Source organism: Actinomadura miaoliensis (assembly GCF_039536785.1).
In the GTDB taxonomy this organism is placed as follows: Bacteria; Actinomycetota; Actinomycetes; order Streptosporangiales; family Streptosporangiaceae; genus Spirillospora; species Spirillospora miaoliensis.
On sequence record NZ_BAAAZG010000044.1, the window covers coordinates 14078 to 29713 of the forward strand.

A 15636-nucleotide genomic window follows, 5' to 3' on the forward strand; every position below is an offset into this window, starting at 1 on the left:
CCGCATAACCCCGACCGCCGCACGACGCCAGCCACCGCATAATCCCAGCCACCGCACGACCCACGCCGCCGCAAGACCCCAGCCACCGGCACGACCCAGGACACCCGCACGGCCCAGGGCACCGCATGGCCCAGATCGGCGGGGTGCCTGGTGCGGGCTGCTCACATCCTCAGGGTGCAGGGGGCGGTCGCGGTGGGGTCATTGAACGGTGTTTAATGCACTTGGACATCGTTCAAGGAGGGTGTGGTGACGGACATCCACGTGACCGTGTGGGACGACAGCGGGGGTTCGGCGCAAGTAGCGGCGGTCTTCGTGCACGGTGTGATCAGTTGGGGAACGGACGACCGGTACGGGTTCGGGGCGCAGCGACCGCTGGCGGACTCCTACCGGCTGTTGATGGTCGACCGGCGCGGGCACGGCGCCAGCCCGGACATCGACCGCACGGACTACGAGGTGGACGCCGACGACATCGTCGGCCTGCTGACGAACGTCCCCGGCGGCGCGCACCTGGTGGGGCACTCCTACGGCGGGGTGGCCGCGATGCTCGCCGCGGCACGCCGGCCGGACCTGGTGCGTTCGCTGACGCTCATCCAGCCGGGGGCCCTTCGCCCGGCGGCCGACCATCCGGTGGTGGCGGAGGCGCTGCGCCGCAGCCGCCAGGCCACCGCGGAGCTTCCCCCGGACCTGTCGCCGGAGGACTATCTGCGCATGTCGACCGAGGGACTCGGCCTGCCCATGCCCGAGCCGACCCCCGAGCGCCTGCGGGCCACCCGGGCGGCGATGCGCGAACGCCCCTGCTGGGACGCCGACGTGCCCCTCCAGCCGCTGGCGGACGCCTCATGGCCCACCCTGATCATCACGGGGACCTGGGAGGACGCCCCCGAGGCCTACCGCCGGTACGCGGGTGAGCCGCTGCTGGCCGCCGCCGACTTCATCGCCGACAGGATCGGGGCCGAACGGCTGCGCGTCCCCGGGTTCTATCCGCACACCGAGCAGCCGGCGCTCATCAACGACGCACTGCGGGACCTGTGGCGGCGCGTCGACACCGCGTCCTGACCCGGGACGGAACGAACGCCCACCGCACCGGCCATGCGCCGACGACCTGGGGGTCGACGGAAAGGCCGCCGGCCTTCCGGACGCGGTGCGGTGGGCAGGCCTCGCGGGACAGGAATCCGCCGTCCGGATGTCCGCTTACCGAACGACGGGAGACACGGCACCCCGACGAGACCACTTGATTACTCTACGCGATGATCGCATTACCCAGGGCGGCGTTTCTCGATCCTCCACTTGAGATTCTCAGCGCGCCGCCCCGTCCGGCAAAGGACGGCAGGTCGACGCCCGCCATCCTGAGGGCGGCGCGCCCCCGTGACCTGGGCATGCCAGAGGGCGCCCGGTCTCGCCGCGTGGTCAGCTCACCCAGGCCAGAAGAGGATCCCGCCGAGATGGATCACGCAGGCGCGCCAGCGCGCCCTTCTCGAGCTGGCGGACGCGTTCGCGGGTGAGGCCGATCCGGTCGGCGATGTCCTGGAGGGTGTGCGGACGGCCGTCGTGCAGCCCGTACCGCAGGGTCAGGATCAGGGCCTCGCGCGGCGGCAGCTCGTCCACCAGGGCGCGCAGCTCCTGCGCGAGGTTCTCGAACTCCAGGACCTCGGACGCCGGCACGGTGGTCGCGTCGGCGATCAGGTCGCCGACGCGGGTCTCGCCGTCCTCCCCGACCATGGTGTCGAGGCTGAGGGTCTCGCGCGCGGCCCGGCGCAGGTCGACGACCCTGTCGACGGGCTGACCGGCGGCCGCGGCCACCTCCTCGGCGGTCGGCTCGTGGCCCGCCGTCTCCAGACGGCGCTCGATGCGCGCCAGCCGGGTCAGCTCCTCCAGGACGTGGGCGGGCAGGCGGACGGTGCGGGCCTTGTCGGCCAGCCCGCGGCCGATGGCCTGCCGGATCCACCACATGGAGTAGGTGGAGAACTTGTATCCCTTGGCGTAGTCGAACTTCTCGACCGCGTGGATCAGCCCGAGATTGCCCTCCTGGATCACGTCGAGCATCGGCAGCCCGCGTCCGGCGTACTTCTTGGCGGCCGACACCACGAGCCGCAGATTGGCCCTGATCATGTGGTCCTTGGCCAGCCGGCCGTCCCGGGCGAGCGCCTCCAGCTCCTCGCGCGTGGCGTCGGCCGTACGCGGCGTACGCCCGCTCTCACCCGCGTCGAGCAGGTGCCGTGCGTACAGCCCGGCCTCGATCCGCTTGGACAGCTCGACCTCCTGCTCGGCGGTCAGCAACGCCGTCGCACCGATCTGCGACAGGTACTGCCCCAGCAGGTCCCGCTCCTCGTCGGGCCCGGACGGCTCGTACCGCGGATGGTTCTTGTAAGCGCGGGCCACCCTGCTCACCCTCGCTCGTCGCGATGGCGCTTGGACGCGGGAACCCCGTAGCCGGGCTTGGGGTGGGGCCCGCCGTCCTGCTGCTTGCCGCGGTGGATGTCCTCCAGCCGGTCGGCGTGCCGGTGCGGCTCCTGTCCGGGCCGCGTGTGGGGCTGTTTCGAGGCGCCGGTGGTGACGTTCTCGGCGCTCGGCGACGAACCCGCCGCCCTCGCCTCGCGGGCCTTCTTGCGGCGCTGGGTCTCGTCGCCTTCCATCTTCTTGCGAACCATGGGCGTCCCCTCGGCTCGACTGCCTTTTCCGGGAGGCGCCTTAAATACCCGCAGAGCACACCCCAAACCCGAAGAAGAGGGTTTCTCAGCCCGGCGTGCAGGCGGTTCCGTTGAATGTGCAGGAGTACGGACGCAGCGGATCGCCGTTGCCCTGGAAGAAGATCGTCGTCCTGCCGCCCCGGGGCAGCGCCCCGCCGCTGACCACGATCGTGTGCCCGAAGCGCTGCCACGTCTGCGGCCACAGCGCCGTCAGTTTCCTGGGCGGATAGCTGAACGTCAGCCGCCACGACGGCAGGTCGGAACCGCTCTCGTTGGCCACGACGTAGGAGCCGTGGAAGGTGCCCCGCCAGTCGTTGGCGGTGACGTACCTGATCGTGACCCGCCCGTTCGTCCGGGACGGCCTCGACGGGGACGGCGAGGCGGTCCGGCTCCGCGTCGCCCGCGGCGTGGGTGACGCGGAGGAGGGCGAAGCGGAGGACGGCGACGCGGACGGAGACGGGGACGCGGAGGCCGACCGCGTCGGGCTCGGCTCGCTCTTGTGATCGCGTCCCGCCGGCCCTTCGCTCACCTGCGGGACGGCCGGCGACTCGTCGGCACACGCGGACGGCTCGCACTCCGCGGCGGCCTGCGGGACGCGTGCGTCATCGCCGCCCCGGCCGCCCCCGAAGACCATGCTCATCACCAGGATCGTGGCGACGAAGGTGACCAGCCCCACCCCGCCGGCCGCCCACGCGATACCGGACGGCCGGAAGCCGCGCACGCTCGCCAGCGTCCCCGCCTTGGGCCGCCGTCGCGTTCCCCCCTGACGGCGGCGCCCCGTCGATCCTGCCCTGCGTTCTGCCATGGCGTCCCTTCCGGTCGTACCAAGAAGGCCACCGAGCGTCGTCCCTCACCCGGGGAACACCCGTCCCCGCGCCCCACCCACGCACAATGCCGCGAAGATCTTAATGGACGAAGGGGGCTCGGAATGCCCAGAACGCGTCCGTTCTCGTCGGCTGCTTGCATCTCCGCGACAAAGTCCAACCCATCGCGAACAAAACGACACGTTGGGTAGAACTTTCGCCGCTTCCGTCGACCGGCAAGTGCGCATGACGTCGCACCGCCCGCCCAGGGCGATGGCGCACAATCCGCAGGAGACGACGCCCACCTTCGTTGCGGAAACACATTCCGCTACGCCTCACGCACACCCCGCGACTCCGCCCCTCATCCCAGGACGCCGCTGCACCCCCGGCACAACTCCACGTGTTCACGCACGTCAGCACCGCAGATGGAGGGTCCGGTCAAGGCCCACATTCCGGGGCGATCAGTTCATGCGGCATCGTCACCCACCGTTTGATCCCACGCAGTCACCCCCCGTGCAGTCTTCTTGCGCCCGCGCGGGGGTTTCGCGATGCGCAACAGGCCCGTTGGCGATACGGACGCTTTGCGGGAGCACGCCGCCGTCCGTTTCGGACGATGGCACGGCTACGTAAAACTGTGGACGCCTAATCGTGCGTTAGTCATGTCGGCATGGACGGGAGCGCGTCCGGGAGGGCGTCACCGAACGACGTCTGACCGTCCCGGACGTGGACACGGCGGGCCTGGCTGAGCCGCTCATCGCGGTTCGGCGTCGCCGTTCTTGATGTGGTGGAGCAACGCGCGCCACTGCGTCGGTTCCAGGACGAGCATGCCGCCGGAGCGATCACGCGAATCCCTGACGAGCACGCGGTCTTCGTGCGCCGCCACCTCGACGCACTCGTCACCCTCCTGGCTTGCGCCGCTCTTGCGCCAGGCGAGCCGGCTCCTCGACGACGGACGATCGGCCATCCAGCACCCCTCTGTGAATGTCGCCGGCGGGGCCTGTCGCACGAGTCATCCAGACAAGATCACCCACCAGGCCCAAAGCCGAGCAGGGCATGACGAACCACGACCTTGTGGAAAATTTCCCGGACAAGAGTGTAAACGGTTTCAGTTATCCCGCCTACACCGGGAGCACAAGATCACGTGATGTCGCTATGACGCCCACTCGGCCTAGGGGTGTCGGTGCGGCGCTCACCTCCGCGTCGATCGAGGTCAGGGATGCCGGAGCGGCATTCTCGGTCAGGTCATCAGGTCCTCGGCGGCCTGCCGGATCAGCTCGAGGGACTCGCCCGCCGGCAGCGCCTCCTCCAGCAGCACCTCGAAGTTGTCGCGGTACTCGGCGATGCGCGGCTCGTCGCCGGTGATCATCGCGCTGGTGCCCGGACGGCCCTCCAGATACAGGACGTCGCCGAGGCCGCCCTCGAACTCCAGGAGCGTGAAGGGCCCGTAGATGCCCAGGTGGGCCCCTCGCGAGAAGGGGATCACGCGGACGGTCAGCAGGTCGCTGCGCTCGGCGGAGTCGGCGATGTGGCGCAACTGGTTCGGCATGATCACCGGGTCGGTCTGGATGCCGACATGGCGGCGGATCACGGCCTCGTCGATGATGTAGTACTGCCGGGGCGGGTTCTCGCGTCTGGCGAGTTCCTCCTGGCGCTGCATGCGCAGCTTGACGGCGAGCGCCCGGCTCGTGGGGTTGGCCATGCCGGTGGCGAGCACCTCGGCGTATTCGCGGGTCTGCAGGAGGCCGGGCACCACCGTGCCGTGGAAGTTCCGGATGAAGGACGCCCCGGCCGCATAGCCGACGAAGTTCAGGAAAGTGTCGTCCAGCTCGTTCTTGTAGGCGTTCCACCAGGCGGGCTCGCGGGCACCGCGGGCCAGGGCCTGCAATCTCTCCTGCCGGCTCTCCGACGTCACGTCGTAGACCATCAGCAGGGCCTGCAGGTCGGTCCGGGTGATGGCGTTCTTTCCGCCCTCGATCCGGATGACCTTGGACGGGGACCACTCCAGAGCCCGTGCCACCTGCTCCTGCGTCATTCCCTTCTCTTTACGGAGCCTGACGAGCTCACTTCGCAACAGCGCGCTCTGTACAACCGGGCCCTGATCACTAGCCATCGCAAACGCTCACTCTAGGTAGTCGCAGTGTGGTCGATATCACATGCCGATGTGCCACCTGGCAGTCGGGCACCTGGCGCGCCGGTCACCTGCAACTCGACAGCTGACCCCCGGCGTCGCCGTTCCGTTGTACCCCAACACCCCTCCGTCACGTGGCCGGTAACGCGGAATTCAGCTTGCGTACTGCTGCGCGGCACTAGACCATGTTGTACGGTGCTAGGTAGCAGATTAACAGGATACGCGCTGACATACAGCGTCACGGCATGTTAGAGTAAAGAAACGATCTTGACGCAGGGTCAGGATTCCGGGTCGGCGTTCCGCTCGGCCGGCCCGCACCGGCCCCGCCACGCCCGGGGCGCCCACGCCGGGCCGTCCGCACAAAGGAGGTCCCGCAGGCATCGACATTCCGAGCATTCACCTGGAAAAGCCAAGGGCCACCCTGCGCTCTCCATCGATCACCGGTAGCCAGCCAAGCGAATCGAAGGAAAGCGGAGGGCGACCCTTCGGAGCCGTCAGATGAGTTCGCCGAGTCGTGACCGCCCCGCGTCATCGCCGCAGTTCGGCCGTTTGACCAGGCAAAACACCTCCAGCGGACTCACCCAGTCTAACCGCGATCAAGCGGCAGAGGCTATAGGTGACCGCGACTTGCGCATTACCCACCGCTCCATCGCCCGATATTCCCAGGCCACGCGACCGGATCCGGGTGCCCGCGCAAGCCGCCTTCGAGACTTGGGATTCTCGACCATGCGTACACAGCAGAATCCGCGTCGGAAAGCCGACGTCATTTCTGTGCGCCGTCGTCCCGCGGCCCCGACCGGGCCGTCGAGCTCCCTGACGACGTCGCTCCGCACCCCTCGCCGTACGCCCATCCCGTCCGGTGTCCCCTCGCCCGGCCGCCCGCGCGCGGCACAGAGGGACGGCACCCGGCTCGGGAGGGCGCGATGATGACCTTCCACCCCCACCGGCACGACCCGGACGCGATCGTCAGCCGTCCGTCCCTGCGGTCCCTCGACAGGACGCGCCGCCAGCAGGCCGTGCGCGAACATCACCACGCCCAGCCGACAAAGCCCGCCGCCCACGTCCAGCCGACCGCGGCGGCCCATGCCCAGCCCGCCACCGGCCGCGGGTTCTGGGGAGCCCTCACCCACGCCGAACGCAAAGCGTTCGCCAGGGACGCCGAGACGGTCGGGCTGCCGATCGGTCACGTGCTGTGGCGCGAGGGCGACGCCGCCGGCCACGTGCTGGTCATCCGGTCCGGCTGGGTGAAGATCTGCGTCCGGCGCAAGGGCTGGGAGCGGATCATCGCCGTCCGCGGTCCCGGCGACCTGATCGGAGAGCGCGCCGCCATGCAGGTGCGGCGGCGTTCGGCCACCGTGGTCGCGCTGGACACCGTCCACGCGCTGCGCGTGTCCACCGGCGCGTTCGCCGCCGTCCTGGCCGAGCATCCGCGCATCCTCCGCGTCATCGAGGAGCAGATGTACGACCGGCTCACCGAGCAGACCGCCACCTCCGCCTACGCGAACGACTCCCCGTGGCCCGTGGTGGCCCCGGCGGTGCCCCACCCGCGCGCGGCGGACGACGCCGTGGCGCCCTCCCCCAAGGCGTCCGCGCCGGTGACCGCACCGGTGGCCGACATCCGCGCCGGGCAGAACTGCACGATCCTGTTCACCGACATCGTGCGGTTCAGCGGAACACACCGCACCGACGACGACCGGCTCGTCGTGCGCCGCGTCATGTACGACCTGCTGCGCGGCGCGCTGGAGGACTCTGACGTCCCCTGGGAACCGTGCCACCGCGAGGACCGCGGCGACGGCGCCCTCGTGATCGTCCCCGCCGAGATCCCCACCCGCCGCCTCGTCGATCCGATGCTCGCGCTGCTCACCGCCGGGCTGCGCCGCCACAACCGCGCCGCCGGCGAGGCCACCCGCTTCCAGCTGCGGGTCGCGCTGCACGTCGGCCCCGTCGTGCCGGACGACCAGGGCGTCTCCGGCCTGGCGATCATCCAGACGGCGCGGCTGCTGAACGCGCCCATCCTCAAGGAATGGCTCGACCGGACCCAGGCCGACGTCGGCTTCATCGCCTCGGCCTTCGTCTACGAGTTCGTCATCGCGCACGCTCCGGGCCTGGTGAACCCGGCCAGCTACCAGCGCGTGACCTGCAAGGTGAAGGACGCGGAACTGACGGGCTGGATGCACCTGTCCAGCGCCACCATCCCGCCCGCGGCCTGACCGCCGCCTCTCACCGCTGCGCGCACCGCCGGGTCCACCCCGCGCCCGGCCTCTGCGCCCTCCCTCGTCTCCGCCCCCTGGCGCTCGTCATGAGGCGTCACCGGCCGCGCCTCACAGGACGGCCGTGCCGATGAGCCCCTCCCGCGTGACCAGGGCCGCCAGCGCGTCCTCCGCCAGCCCCTCGGTGCCGTCGGGACGGCGCGGCAGCACCATGTAGCGCACCTCCGAGCTGGAATCCCACACCGCGATCTCGACCTCGTCCGGCAGGGTCAGACCGAACTCGGCGAGCACCTCGCGCGGCTCCCGCACCACCCGGGCGCGGTAGGCGTGACTCTTGTACCAGGACGGGGACGGCCCCAGCAGCGACACCGGATAGCAGGAGCACAACGTGCACACGATCACGTTGTGGACGCGCGCGGTGTTCTCCACGACCTTCAGCCGGTAGCTCATCGGCACCGAACCGGACGTGCCGAGCCTCACCTCCGCGGCCGCGGCGTTGCCGTCGGCCAGCAGGCGTTCACGGAAGGCGGGGTCGGTCCAGGCGCGCGCCACCAGCCGGGCACCATTCGTGGGCGACGCGTCCCGCATGAACCGGCCGAGCGTCGCGTCCAGTTCCTGGTCACTGGTGAGCCCGGCCGCGATCGCCCGCTCCTCCAGGCGGCGGACGCGCGCGGCCACCGGCGAGTCAGCATGGCTCAAGGTAGGACTCCCACAGGTCGACGGCGACGGTGTGCCGGCCCGTCCCCCACAGGTCGCGGGCGGCGAAACGCACGCTGTAGACGGTCTCCACGCGCGGCGGGTCGATGCCGCGGACGCGGTCGTCCGGCAACGGCCACGCCCCGTGCGTCTCGACGACCTCGCCCACCTGGCCCCGCACGTAGCGCGGCACACGGGTGTGGTGCGGCGGGTCGACGGCGCGGACCCGCACCCGGTCCCCGGGCCCGTACACGGCGGCGCGTCCGTCGTCAGCCAAGGCCCTTCTCCTCCAGAAGGTTCTCTATGGCCAGCAGCCAGCGCTCGTAGTACGAGCTACGCAGATAGACCTCCGGCGGAAGCCTCTCGATGGCGTCGCGAAGCTCGTCCAAGTGGTACGCCCCGTTGCGCACCAGCGTCATGTTGAGCGCGTACACGCGAGCCTCCCAGTCGGCGTGGAACGGCGGCTCGTCCCCCACGACGACCGGCACGGGACCGAACCCGTCCTGGCCGCCCATGTCGTGCACCCTGCTCATAATCCGACGCTACCCCGCCTCTCGCCCCGATGCACAAGCCGCTGTGCGGGCCGGTAAATGGCCGCGCCGCCGACTCCCCTTGCGGGGGTCGGCGGCGCGGCGTACAGCTCGCGTGCCGAAGATCAGGCGGCCGCCCGCTCCCGCACGCCGCCGGTCAGGACCTGACGCAGCACGTCCGGCTTGTCGGTGATGACGCCGTTCACGCCGAGCCCGATGACGTTGCGCATCGCGGCCGGGTCGTTCACCGTCCAGGTGAAGACCTCCATGCCCAGCGCGTGCACCCGCTTGACGTACGCCGAGGTCAGATCGGTGTGGCGCGGGTTGATCTGATCGGCGTACGCGGCCAGGGCGGGCAGCTGCTCGACGGTGGGCGTGCCGAGCAGGCCGATCGGCACCCCCGGCATGATGTCGCTGAAGCGCTCCATCGACTCCCAGTTGAACGACTGGACCACCAGCCTGCGCTCACGCGGGTCGGGCAGCAGCCACAGCGGGTTGCGCCTGAGCTCGTCGGCGATCCGCTTCTCGATGCCGGGGTACAGCTCCGGCGACTTCACCTCCAGCAGCAGCCCGATACCGCTGTGCCGCATGGCGCGCAGCGACTCGCCCAGCGTCGGCACCGGCTCGCCCGCGTACTCGGCGCCGAACCACGACCCGGCGTCCAGCTTGCGGATCTCCGCGAGGGTGAAGTCGGCGACCCGCCACGGCGCCCGGTCGGGGAAGACCTCCTCCACGTTGGTGGTGCGGGCCAGCGTGGTGTCGTGGATGACGACCAGCTTGTGGTCCTTGGTCTCCTGCACGTCCAGCTCGAACATGTCGGCGCGCTGCTTGCGGGCCAGCTTGAACGCGGCGATGGTGTTCTCCGGCGCGTACGCGGAGGCACCGCGGTGCGCGACGACCGTGACCTTCCCGAGGTTCGACGTCGATGCGGCCGCGTCCGCGTCCGCCGCCGTGCCGGTGACCAGCGTGGCGGCCACGGCGGCGGCGAGGGTGAGACCGAGCCGTCGGAACATTGGCACCCCTTGCAGGTAGGCGATGTCGGTCCAACCCTTGAGCCGTCCGGTGACACTCAAGTAACAGATCGATAGCAGCTCGTGTAATCCAGATGGACGAGACACGCCGCACCCGCCCTATCGGCCCGCCTTAATCCGCCCGCCTGCTTCCCCGCCACACCACCAAAGGCGACACATCACGCACCCCGACACGCGCTCTGCGGCCCGCGACCCAAAAACGCCATCCGCCCACATTCCACCCGCCGCACGACACGGCCCCAATCAGCGAAAAGGCCCCCACCGGGTCCCGCCACCACTGGCCCCACCCACCGCCCTGCCACTCAGCAACGCGTCGCCCCTCCCCCTGGGCCGTACTACTGCGCTGGCGCCCCCGGCCCTCGCCAACCTTCGCTGCTGCTACACACACTGACCGCCTCGTCGCCCCCGCCCACCATCGTGCGCCACACCGCGCCGCCCTGAACACCAATCCACCAACCGTCACCGGCAAAGACGCGCTCTCCCACACCTCACGAACAGGCCAGCACGAGCAAACACCAGAAAGGGAACCCACCAGGCACAACCACCGAACACCGCACCGGACGCTTCGAGGCCGACAACCCCAACACCACACGAACAACGCCAAACGGCAGCCGCCCATCACCCGGCCCGACGCGATGAAATCAACCGTCGCGTCAACACCGGACAACGGCGTCGACTCAACACCGGGCGACGGCATCGGCGCAGCGCCGCGTGAGCGCGTCTACTCAACACCGCGCGACGACATCGACTCAGCGCCCGGTGGCGGCGTCGGCTCGGCGCCAGGCAGCAGCGTCGGCTCGGCGCCAGACGGGGGCGGCGGATACGCCCAGCACGAGCAGCACCGCCGACGCCAGAAAGGGAACCACCAGCCGCAACCACCGACACCAGGCCGGATCCTCCGACACCGACAACCAGCCCACCACACGCACGACGCCGAACAGTCGCCGACCACCACCCGGCCCCGCGCGATGAAATCAACCGTCATCCACCGTCATCAACGTCGCGTCAACACCGGACAACGGCATCGACTCAACACCGCACGACGGCATCGACCCAGCACCGGGCGGCGGCAACGGCTCAGCACCGGGCGGCGGCAACGACTCAGCGCCCAGTGACGGCATCGGCTCGGCGCCAGGCAGCAGCGTCGACTCGACGCCCGGCGGGGGCGACAGCATCGACTCAGCACCGCGCGAGCGCGTCCACAGGAAACCGCGCCACGACGGACTCAGCACCAGGCGGCGGCGACTCGGCGCCAGACGGGGGCGACGGCTACGCCCAGCACGAGCAGCACCGCCGACACCAGAAAGGGAATCACCAGGCACAACCACCGACACCGGACCGGATCCTCCGACACCGACAACCAGCCCACCACACGAACGACGCCAAACGGCCGCCGACCACCACTCGGTGCAGCGCGGTTGTATCAACCGTCATCCACCGTCGCGTCAACGCCGGGCAACGGCGTGGACTCAACGCCGGGCGAGGGCGTCGACGCGGCGCCGGGCGAAGGTTTGGGGTCGGTGCTGGGTGGGGGTGTGGGTTCGGTTCTGGGTGGGGGCACGGGGTGGTCGTTCGCTATGGGGCGTGCAGGGGTGGGCGCGGACTTGATCTGGTTTGGGCGGGGTGCATCGTCTGCGGATTCGGATCGCTTGAAGGGCCTGAGGCCGGGGATTCTCGTGCGGGACGGCTTCGTTTGCCGGACGATCCCGGCCCACGGCGACGTGTCGCCCGCAGGAAGCCGTCGGCGGCGGACGACGCGGGGGCGCGGGAGAAGGCGCCGCCGGGCGGTGGGAACGAAGGGCGGACGAGGCATCGTGAGCCTGGTCGGCTTGCTGCGGCCGCGCAGGATGACCGAGGCGCCGAGCTCCCACTCCTCGGCCTCGGCCGGGCGGGCCGCCCGTAGCAGGGCGCCGGAGGCCAGGACCCGGCCGGGGAAGGTCTTGGCGAGGTCGCTGAGGCGGGCGGCCTCGTTCACCGGGTCGCCGATCACCGTGTACTCGAAGCGCTGCTCGGCGCCGATGTAGCCGGCGACGACCGGGCCCGCCGACACCCCGACGCCCGCGTCCAGCTGCGGCACCTCCGTGCGCAGCCGGGCGGCCAGTTCCCGGGCGGCCCCCAGCGCGGCGCCCGCGGCGTCCGGGAGACGGGTGGGCGCGCCGAAGATGGCCAGCGCGGCGTCGCCCTCGAACTTGTTGATCCAGCCGCCATGGCGGCCGACCACGTTCACCACCACGCCGAAGAACGCGTTGAGCAGTACGACGACCTGGTCGGGTGAGCGGCTGTCGGCGAGGCGGGTGGAACCGGCCAGGTCGACGAACAGCACGGCGACCTCGCGGGTCTCCCCGCCCAGCCTGATGTCGCCGCTCTCCAGCGCAAGGTGGGCGACCTCCTCGCCGACGTGTCGCCCGAACAGGTCGCGCAGCCGCTGGTGTTCGCGCAGGCCGGCGACCATGTGGTTGAACCCGGCCTGCAGCTGGCCGACCTCGCTGGCGTCGTACACCTCGACCTGGGCGCCGAGGTCGCCGCGTTCGACGCGGGCCATGCCCTCCCGCACCGACGCGATGGGGTCGGCGACGGCACGGGTCGCGATGTAGGTGACCTGCATCCCGACCACCAGCGCGGCCCCGCCGAGGCCCAGCACGGTGGTGGCGAGCTGCGCGGTGCCGATGCCGGGCGTGACCAGCGCCGCGATCGCCACGCAGATCAGGCCGAGGATCGGGATGGCGGTGCCGAGCGCCCAGGCGAGCATGACCCGCGTGGTGACGCCCGGCAGCCGCAGGCCGCGCGGCGGCTCGCTGGCCAGCACCAGCGCGGCCGCCGGGCGCAGCAGCCGTTCCGACAGCAGGTAGACGATCGTGCAGGTCGTCATCGCGCCGAGCAGGCAGGTCAGCCCCGCCTTGACGGCCAGCCGGCCGGTGAACAGCGTCAGGTCGAGCACGGCCCAGCCCGCGGCGCCGCCGCCCCACATCACCCCCACCAGCAGGGTCAGCCGCAGCGGCCCGAGCAGAACGGCGCGCCGCTGCGCCGCGTCGGGGACGCCCTTGTCGCGGACGAGCCGGACGACCGGGCGCCACAGCCGCAGCCCCACGAGCAGCGTCACGGGCGCGGCGACCACCGGATAGCTGAAGAACGCGATGGTGTTGACGACGCGGGCGTACTCGGGGTCGGCGAGCGGCGGGTCGGGCACCACGAAGATGGCGAACAGCAGGACCACCGCGGCGCCGCCCAGGTTGGCCAGGCCCACCACGACCAGCAGCACCCAGCGGACGCGCATCTCGAGCATGGTCCGGGGGACACCGGGGAGGTCCAGGCGGGCGCCGAGCCCACGTGCCACCGCCCTGCCGGTCACCTTTGCCCTCCCCGGTCTCCCGAGGTCCATGACGGCCGTCGTCCCCCGACCCCGGCGACACATTCACCCTAAAGCGCCCCGAAGTCGACGCGATGAAAAACTCCTCACCGCGAGGACATACGGCTGGACGCCGCCGTAAGGACGATGTGTCCCTACGGCGGCGCCCCGGTCAGGTGGTGTTGCGGGCGGTACTACTGGCGGATGCCGGGACGGCGGCCACAGGGGCCTGCTGGGAGCCGCGTCGGACGAACGGCCATCCCGCGACGACGAGCACCAGCCAGCCCGCCATCACGTACAGCGCGACACGGGTGTCGGCCTCCCAGGCGATCAGCACGGTGACGAACGCGAAGAACGCCAGCACCAGCAGGCTCGTGAACGGCGCGCCCGGCATGCGGTACGGGGCGGCGGCCAGCCGTCCCGCGGCGACCGCGCGGCGGTAACGCATATGGGCGACGACGATGACCGCCCACACCATGATGGCGCCGCCGGTGGAAACGGAGGTGATGTACTCGAACGCCTTTTCCGGGACGACGGCGTTCACCACCACGCCGATGCCCATGACCACCGCCGAGATCACCACTGTCAGCACGGGCACGCCACGGCCGTTGAGCCGCGCCAGGCTCTTGGGACCGTCGCCGTTGGCCCCCGCCGTCCGCAGCATCCGCGAGGTGGAGTAGAGGCCGCCCGCGTTGCAGGACGACAGCGCGGCGGTCAGGACCACGAAGTTGACGATGCCGGCCGCGGCCGGGATGCCGATCTTCGTGAAGGCCAGCACGAAGGGGCTCGTGCCCTCCTCGAACTCGGTCCAGCTCACCACCGACAGGATCACCAGCAGGGACCCCAGGTAGAACAGCGCGAACCGGATCGGCAGCGCGTTGATGGCGCGGGGGATGTTCTTCTCGGGATCCTTGGCCTCGCCGGCCGTCACGCCGACCAGCTCGACGCCCAGGTAGGCGAACATGACCATCTGCAGCGTCATCAGGGTGTGGCCGAACCCGTTGGGGAAGACCCCGCCGTGCGACCACAGGTTCGTCACCGAGGCGGTGCGTCCGGCGTCGGTGAACCCGAAGATCAGCACCGCCAGCCCGACCAGGATCATCATCACGATCGCGGCGACCTTGATCATGGCGAACCAGAACTCCAGCTCGCCGAACAGCCGCACCGAGATCAGATTGATCACGAACAGCACGACCAGCGCGATCAGGGCGGTCTTCCACTGGTCGAATTCGGGCCACCAGTACTGCACGTACTTGCCCGCGGCGGTCAGCTCGGCCATCCCGGTGGTCACCCAGATGACCCAGTACGTCCAGGCCGTCGCGTATCCCCAGAACGGCCCGAGGAACTCCCGGGCGTAGTCGGCGAACCCGCCCGGGGCGCGCCGGTAGGTCAGCAGCTCGCCGAGCGCCCGCATCACGAAGAACAGCGCCAGCCCCGCGACCGCGTAGGTGAGGATCAGGCTGGGGCCGGCCTTGGCGATGTTGGTCCCCGCACCGAGGAACAGACCGGTGCCGATGGTGCCACCGATCGCCAGCATCTGGATCTGCCGGGTGCCGAGCGCCCGGTGATAGCCCTCCCCGGCCGGTTGAGCCTCCTCAGGGGGCCTGTCGGCAGTGTTTGGAGCCATGTGCCTCTGGGCCTTTCTCTTCTCCGCCGTCCGATGGGGCGGCGGCGTCTGCAGTCCCCTTGTGGGTGACCCCGGTCATACTAAGTACTCGCCCAAACCAGCAGGAACGCCGCACCACCACATCCGAATGTCACCGTACGCGACGGCACCGACACTTTGCGCGGCGCCACTGGCGCCCACCCGCCCGAAGCGGCTCCCACCAGCACCTTCTCCCTCTCACCACCCCTCCTCACCGTCCCACCCGGACGCCCGGCGGCCGCGATATCGAGTTGGCGCTCACCTCGGGCATCGCGTATGCTCTCGGTCGTTGCCAAAGACCGGCGAGGGCCGGTCAGGGAACACCTCCGGAGCGGTTAGGCTCAGGAGAGCAAGGTCCTGTGGAGCAGTTAGGAGTGCTCGCCACCCTGTCAAGGTGGAGGCCGCGGGTTCAAATCCCGTCAGGACCGCCAGGCGTGCCGCCGTCTCCGGCGCGTCATGGGCAGGTAGCTCAGTCGGTACGAGCGTCCGCCTGAAAAGCGGAAGGTCGGCGGTTCGACCCCGCCCCTGCCCACACCATCTGACCAGCAAAAAGGCCCGGA

At 70.4% G+C, this 15636-nt stretch carries 13 protein-coding genes and 2 tRNA genes; 4 read left to right on the forward strand and 11 right to left on the reverse strand.

Annotation, left to right across the window (positions count from 1 at the left end; all coding sequences use genetic code 11):
• The first annotated feature begins 246 nt into the window (after positions 1-246).
• Positions 247-1056 carry an alpha/beta fold hydrolase gene (locus ABD811_RS28245; RefSeq protein WP_344953756.1) on the forward strand — a complete coding sequence of 270 codons (810 nt, stop codon included), beginning with the start codon at positions 247-249 and terminating at the stop codon, positions 1054-1056.
• Positions 1057-1407: 351 nt separating this feature from the next.
• Here ABD811_RS28245 and ABD811_RS28250 read toward each other — a convergent pair whose 3' ends face one another.
• From ABD811_RS28250 to ABD811_RS28270, 5 genes are all read right to left on the reverse strand, one after another.
• Positions 1408-2388 (reverse strand): sigma-70 family RNA polymerase sigma factor, encoded by a 981-nt coding sequence (locus tag ABD811_RS28250; protein WP_344953759.1) that lies wholly within the window; start codon positions 2386-2388, stop codon positions 1408-1410.
• Positions 2385-2648: a hypothetical protein gene (locus tag ABD811_RS28255; RefSeq protein ID WP_344953762.1), complete on the reverse strand. Its 264-nt coding sequence runs from the start codon at positions 2646-2648 to the stop codon at positions 2385-2387. Before ABD811_RS28255 ends, ABD811_RS28250 begins: the two co-directional genes overlap by 4 nt.
• Positions 2649-2733: 85 nt before the next feature.
• Positions 2734-3408 carry a cellulose binding domain-containing protein gene (locus ABD811_RS28260; RefSeq protein WP_344953765.1) on the reverse strand — a complete coding sequence of 225 codons (675 nt, stop codon included), beginning with the start codon at positions 3406-3408 and terminating at the stop codon, positions 2734-2736.
• An 833-nt stretch (positions 3409-4241) separates the two neighbouring features.
• Complete coding sequence (locus ABD811_RS28265; protein ID WP_344953768.1) at positions 4242-4454, reverse strand: DUF397 domain-containing protein; 213 nt, start codon at positions 4452-4454, stop codon at positions 4242-4244.
• 273 nt (positions 4455-4727) lie between these two features.
• Positions 4728-5600: a helix-turn-helix domain-containing protein gene (locus ABD811_RS28270; RefSeq protein WP_344953771.1), complete on the reverse strand. Its 873-nt coding sequence runs from the start codon at positions 5598-5600 to the stop codon at positions 4728-4730.
• Between the two features lie 941 nt (positions 5601-6541).
• Between ABD811_RS28270 and ABD811_RS28275 the strand changes: the two genes are divergently transcribed.
• Positions 6542-7828 carry a cyclic nucleotide-binding domain-containing protein gene (locus tag ABD811_RS28275; protein ID WP_344953774.1) on the forward strand — a complete coding sequence of 429 codons (1287 nt, stop codon included), beginning with the start codon at positions 6542-6544 and terminating at the stop codon, positions 7826-7828.
• Between the two features lie 111 nt (positions 7829-7939).
• On the opposite strand, the gene ABD811_RS28280 is transcribed toward ABD811_RS28275, so the two are convergent.
• The 6 genes from ABD811_RS28280 to ABD811_RS28305 all read right to left on the reverse strand — a co-directional run bounded on the left by ABD811_RS28280 (position 7940) and on the right by ABD811_RS28305 (position 15058).
• Positions 7940-8527, reverse strand: coding sequence for a nitrile hydratase subunit alpha (locus tag ABD811_RS28280; protein ID WP_344953777.1), 588 nt, complete (start codon positions 8525-8527; stop codon positions 7940-7942).
• Positions 8514-8801 (reverse strand): SH3-like domain-containing protein, encoded by a 288-nt coding sequence (locus ABD811_RS28285; protein ID WP_344953780.1) that lies wholly within the window; start codon positions 8799-8801, stop codon positions 8514-8516. Before ABD811_RS28285 ends, ABD811_RS28280 begins: the two co-directional genes overlap by 14 nt.
• Complete coding sequence (locus ABD811_RS28290; RefSeq protein ID WP_344953783.1) at positions 8794-9057, reverse strand: hypothetical protein; 264 nt, start codon at positions 9055-9057, stop codon at positions 8794-8796. Before ABD811_RS28290 ends, ABD811_RS28285 begins: the two co-directional genes overlap by 8 nt.
• 122 nt (positions 9058-9179) lie before the next feature.
• Positions 9180-10067 (reverse strand): glycerophosphodiester phosphodiesterase, encoded by an 888-nt coding sequence (locus ABD811_RS28295; protein WP_344953786.1) that lies wholly within the window; start codon positions 10065-10067, stop codon positions 9180-9182.
• 1441 nt (positions 10068-11508) lie between these two features.
• Complete coding sequence (locus ABD811_RS28300) at positions 11509-13419, reverse strand: adenylate/guanylate cyclase domain-containing protein (RefSeq protein WP_344953789.1); 1911 nt, start codon at positions 13417-13419, stop codon at positions 11509-11511.
• 184 nt (positions 13420-13603) lie between these two features.
• A complete protein-coding gene (locus tag ABD811_RS28305) occupies positions 13604-15058 on the reverse strand; it encodes an amino acid permease (RefSeq protein WP_344953792.1) in 1455 nt (484 codons plus the stop codon).
• Positions 15059-15429: 371 nt separating this feature from the next.
• Between ABD811_RS28305 and ABD811_RS28310 the strand changes: the two genes are divergently transcribed.
• Positions 15430-15507 (forward strand) — tRNA-Asp (locus ABD811_RS28310).
• Positions 15508-15534: 27 nt separating this feature from the next.
• Positions 15535-15608 (forward strand) — tRNA-Phe (locus tag ABD811_RS28315).
• Positions 15609-15636: the final 28 nt, after the last annotated feature.

Coding starts and splice junctions, on each gene's coding strand:
- ABD811_RS28265 (WP_344953768.1), bottom strand. CDS start 4,454: ATGGCCGATCGTCCGTCGTCGAGGAGCCGGCTCGCCTGGCGCAAGAGC.
- ABD811_RS28305 (WP_344953792.1), bottom strand. CDS start 15,058: ATGGCTCCAAACACTGCCGACAGGCCCCCTGAGGAGGCTCAACCGGCC.
- ABD811_RS28255 (WP_344953762.1), bottom strand. CDS start 2,648: ATGGTTCGCAAGAAGATGGAAGGCGACGAGACCCAGCGCCGCAAGAAG.
- ABD811_RS28275 (WP_344953774.1), top strand. CDS start 6,542: ATGATGACCTTCCACCCCCACCGGCACGACCCGGACGCGATCGTCAGC.
- ABD811_RS28295 (WP_344953786.1), bottom strand. CDS start 10,067: ATGTTCCGACGGCTCGGTCTCACCCTCGCCGCCGCCGTGGCCGCCACG.
- ABD811_RS28270 (WP_344953771.1), bottom strand. CDS start 5,600: ATGGCTAGTGATCAGGGCCCGGTTGTACAGAGCGCGCTGTTGCGAAGT.
- ABD811_RS28290 (WP_344953783.1), bottom strand. CDS start 9,057: ATGAGCAGGGTGCACGACATGGGCGGCCAGGACGGGTTCGGTCCCGTG.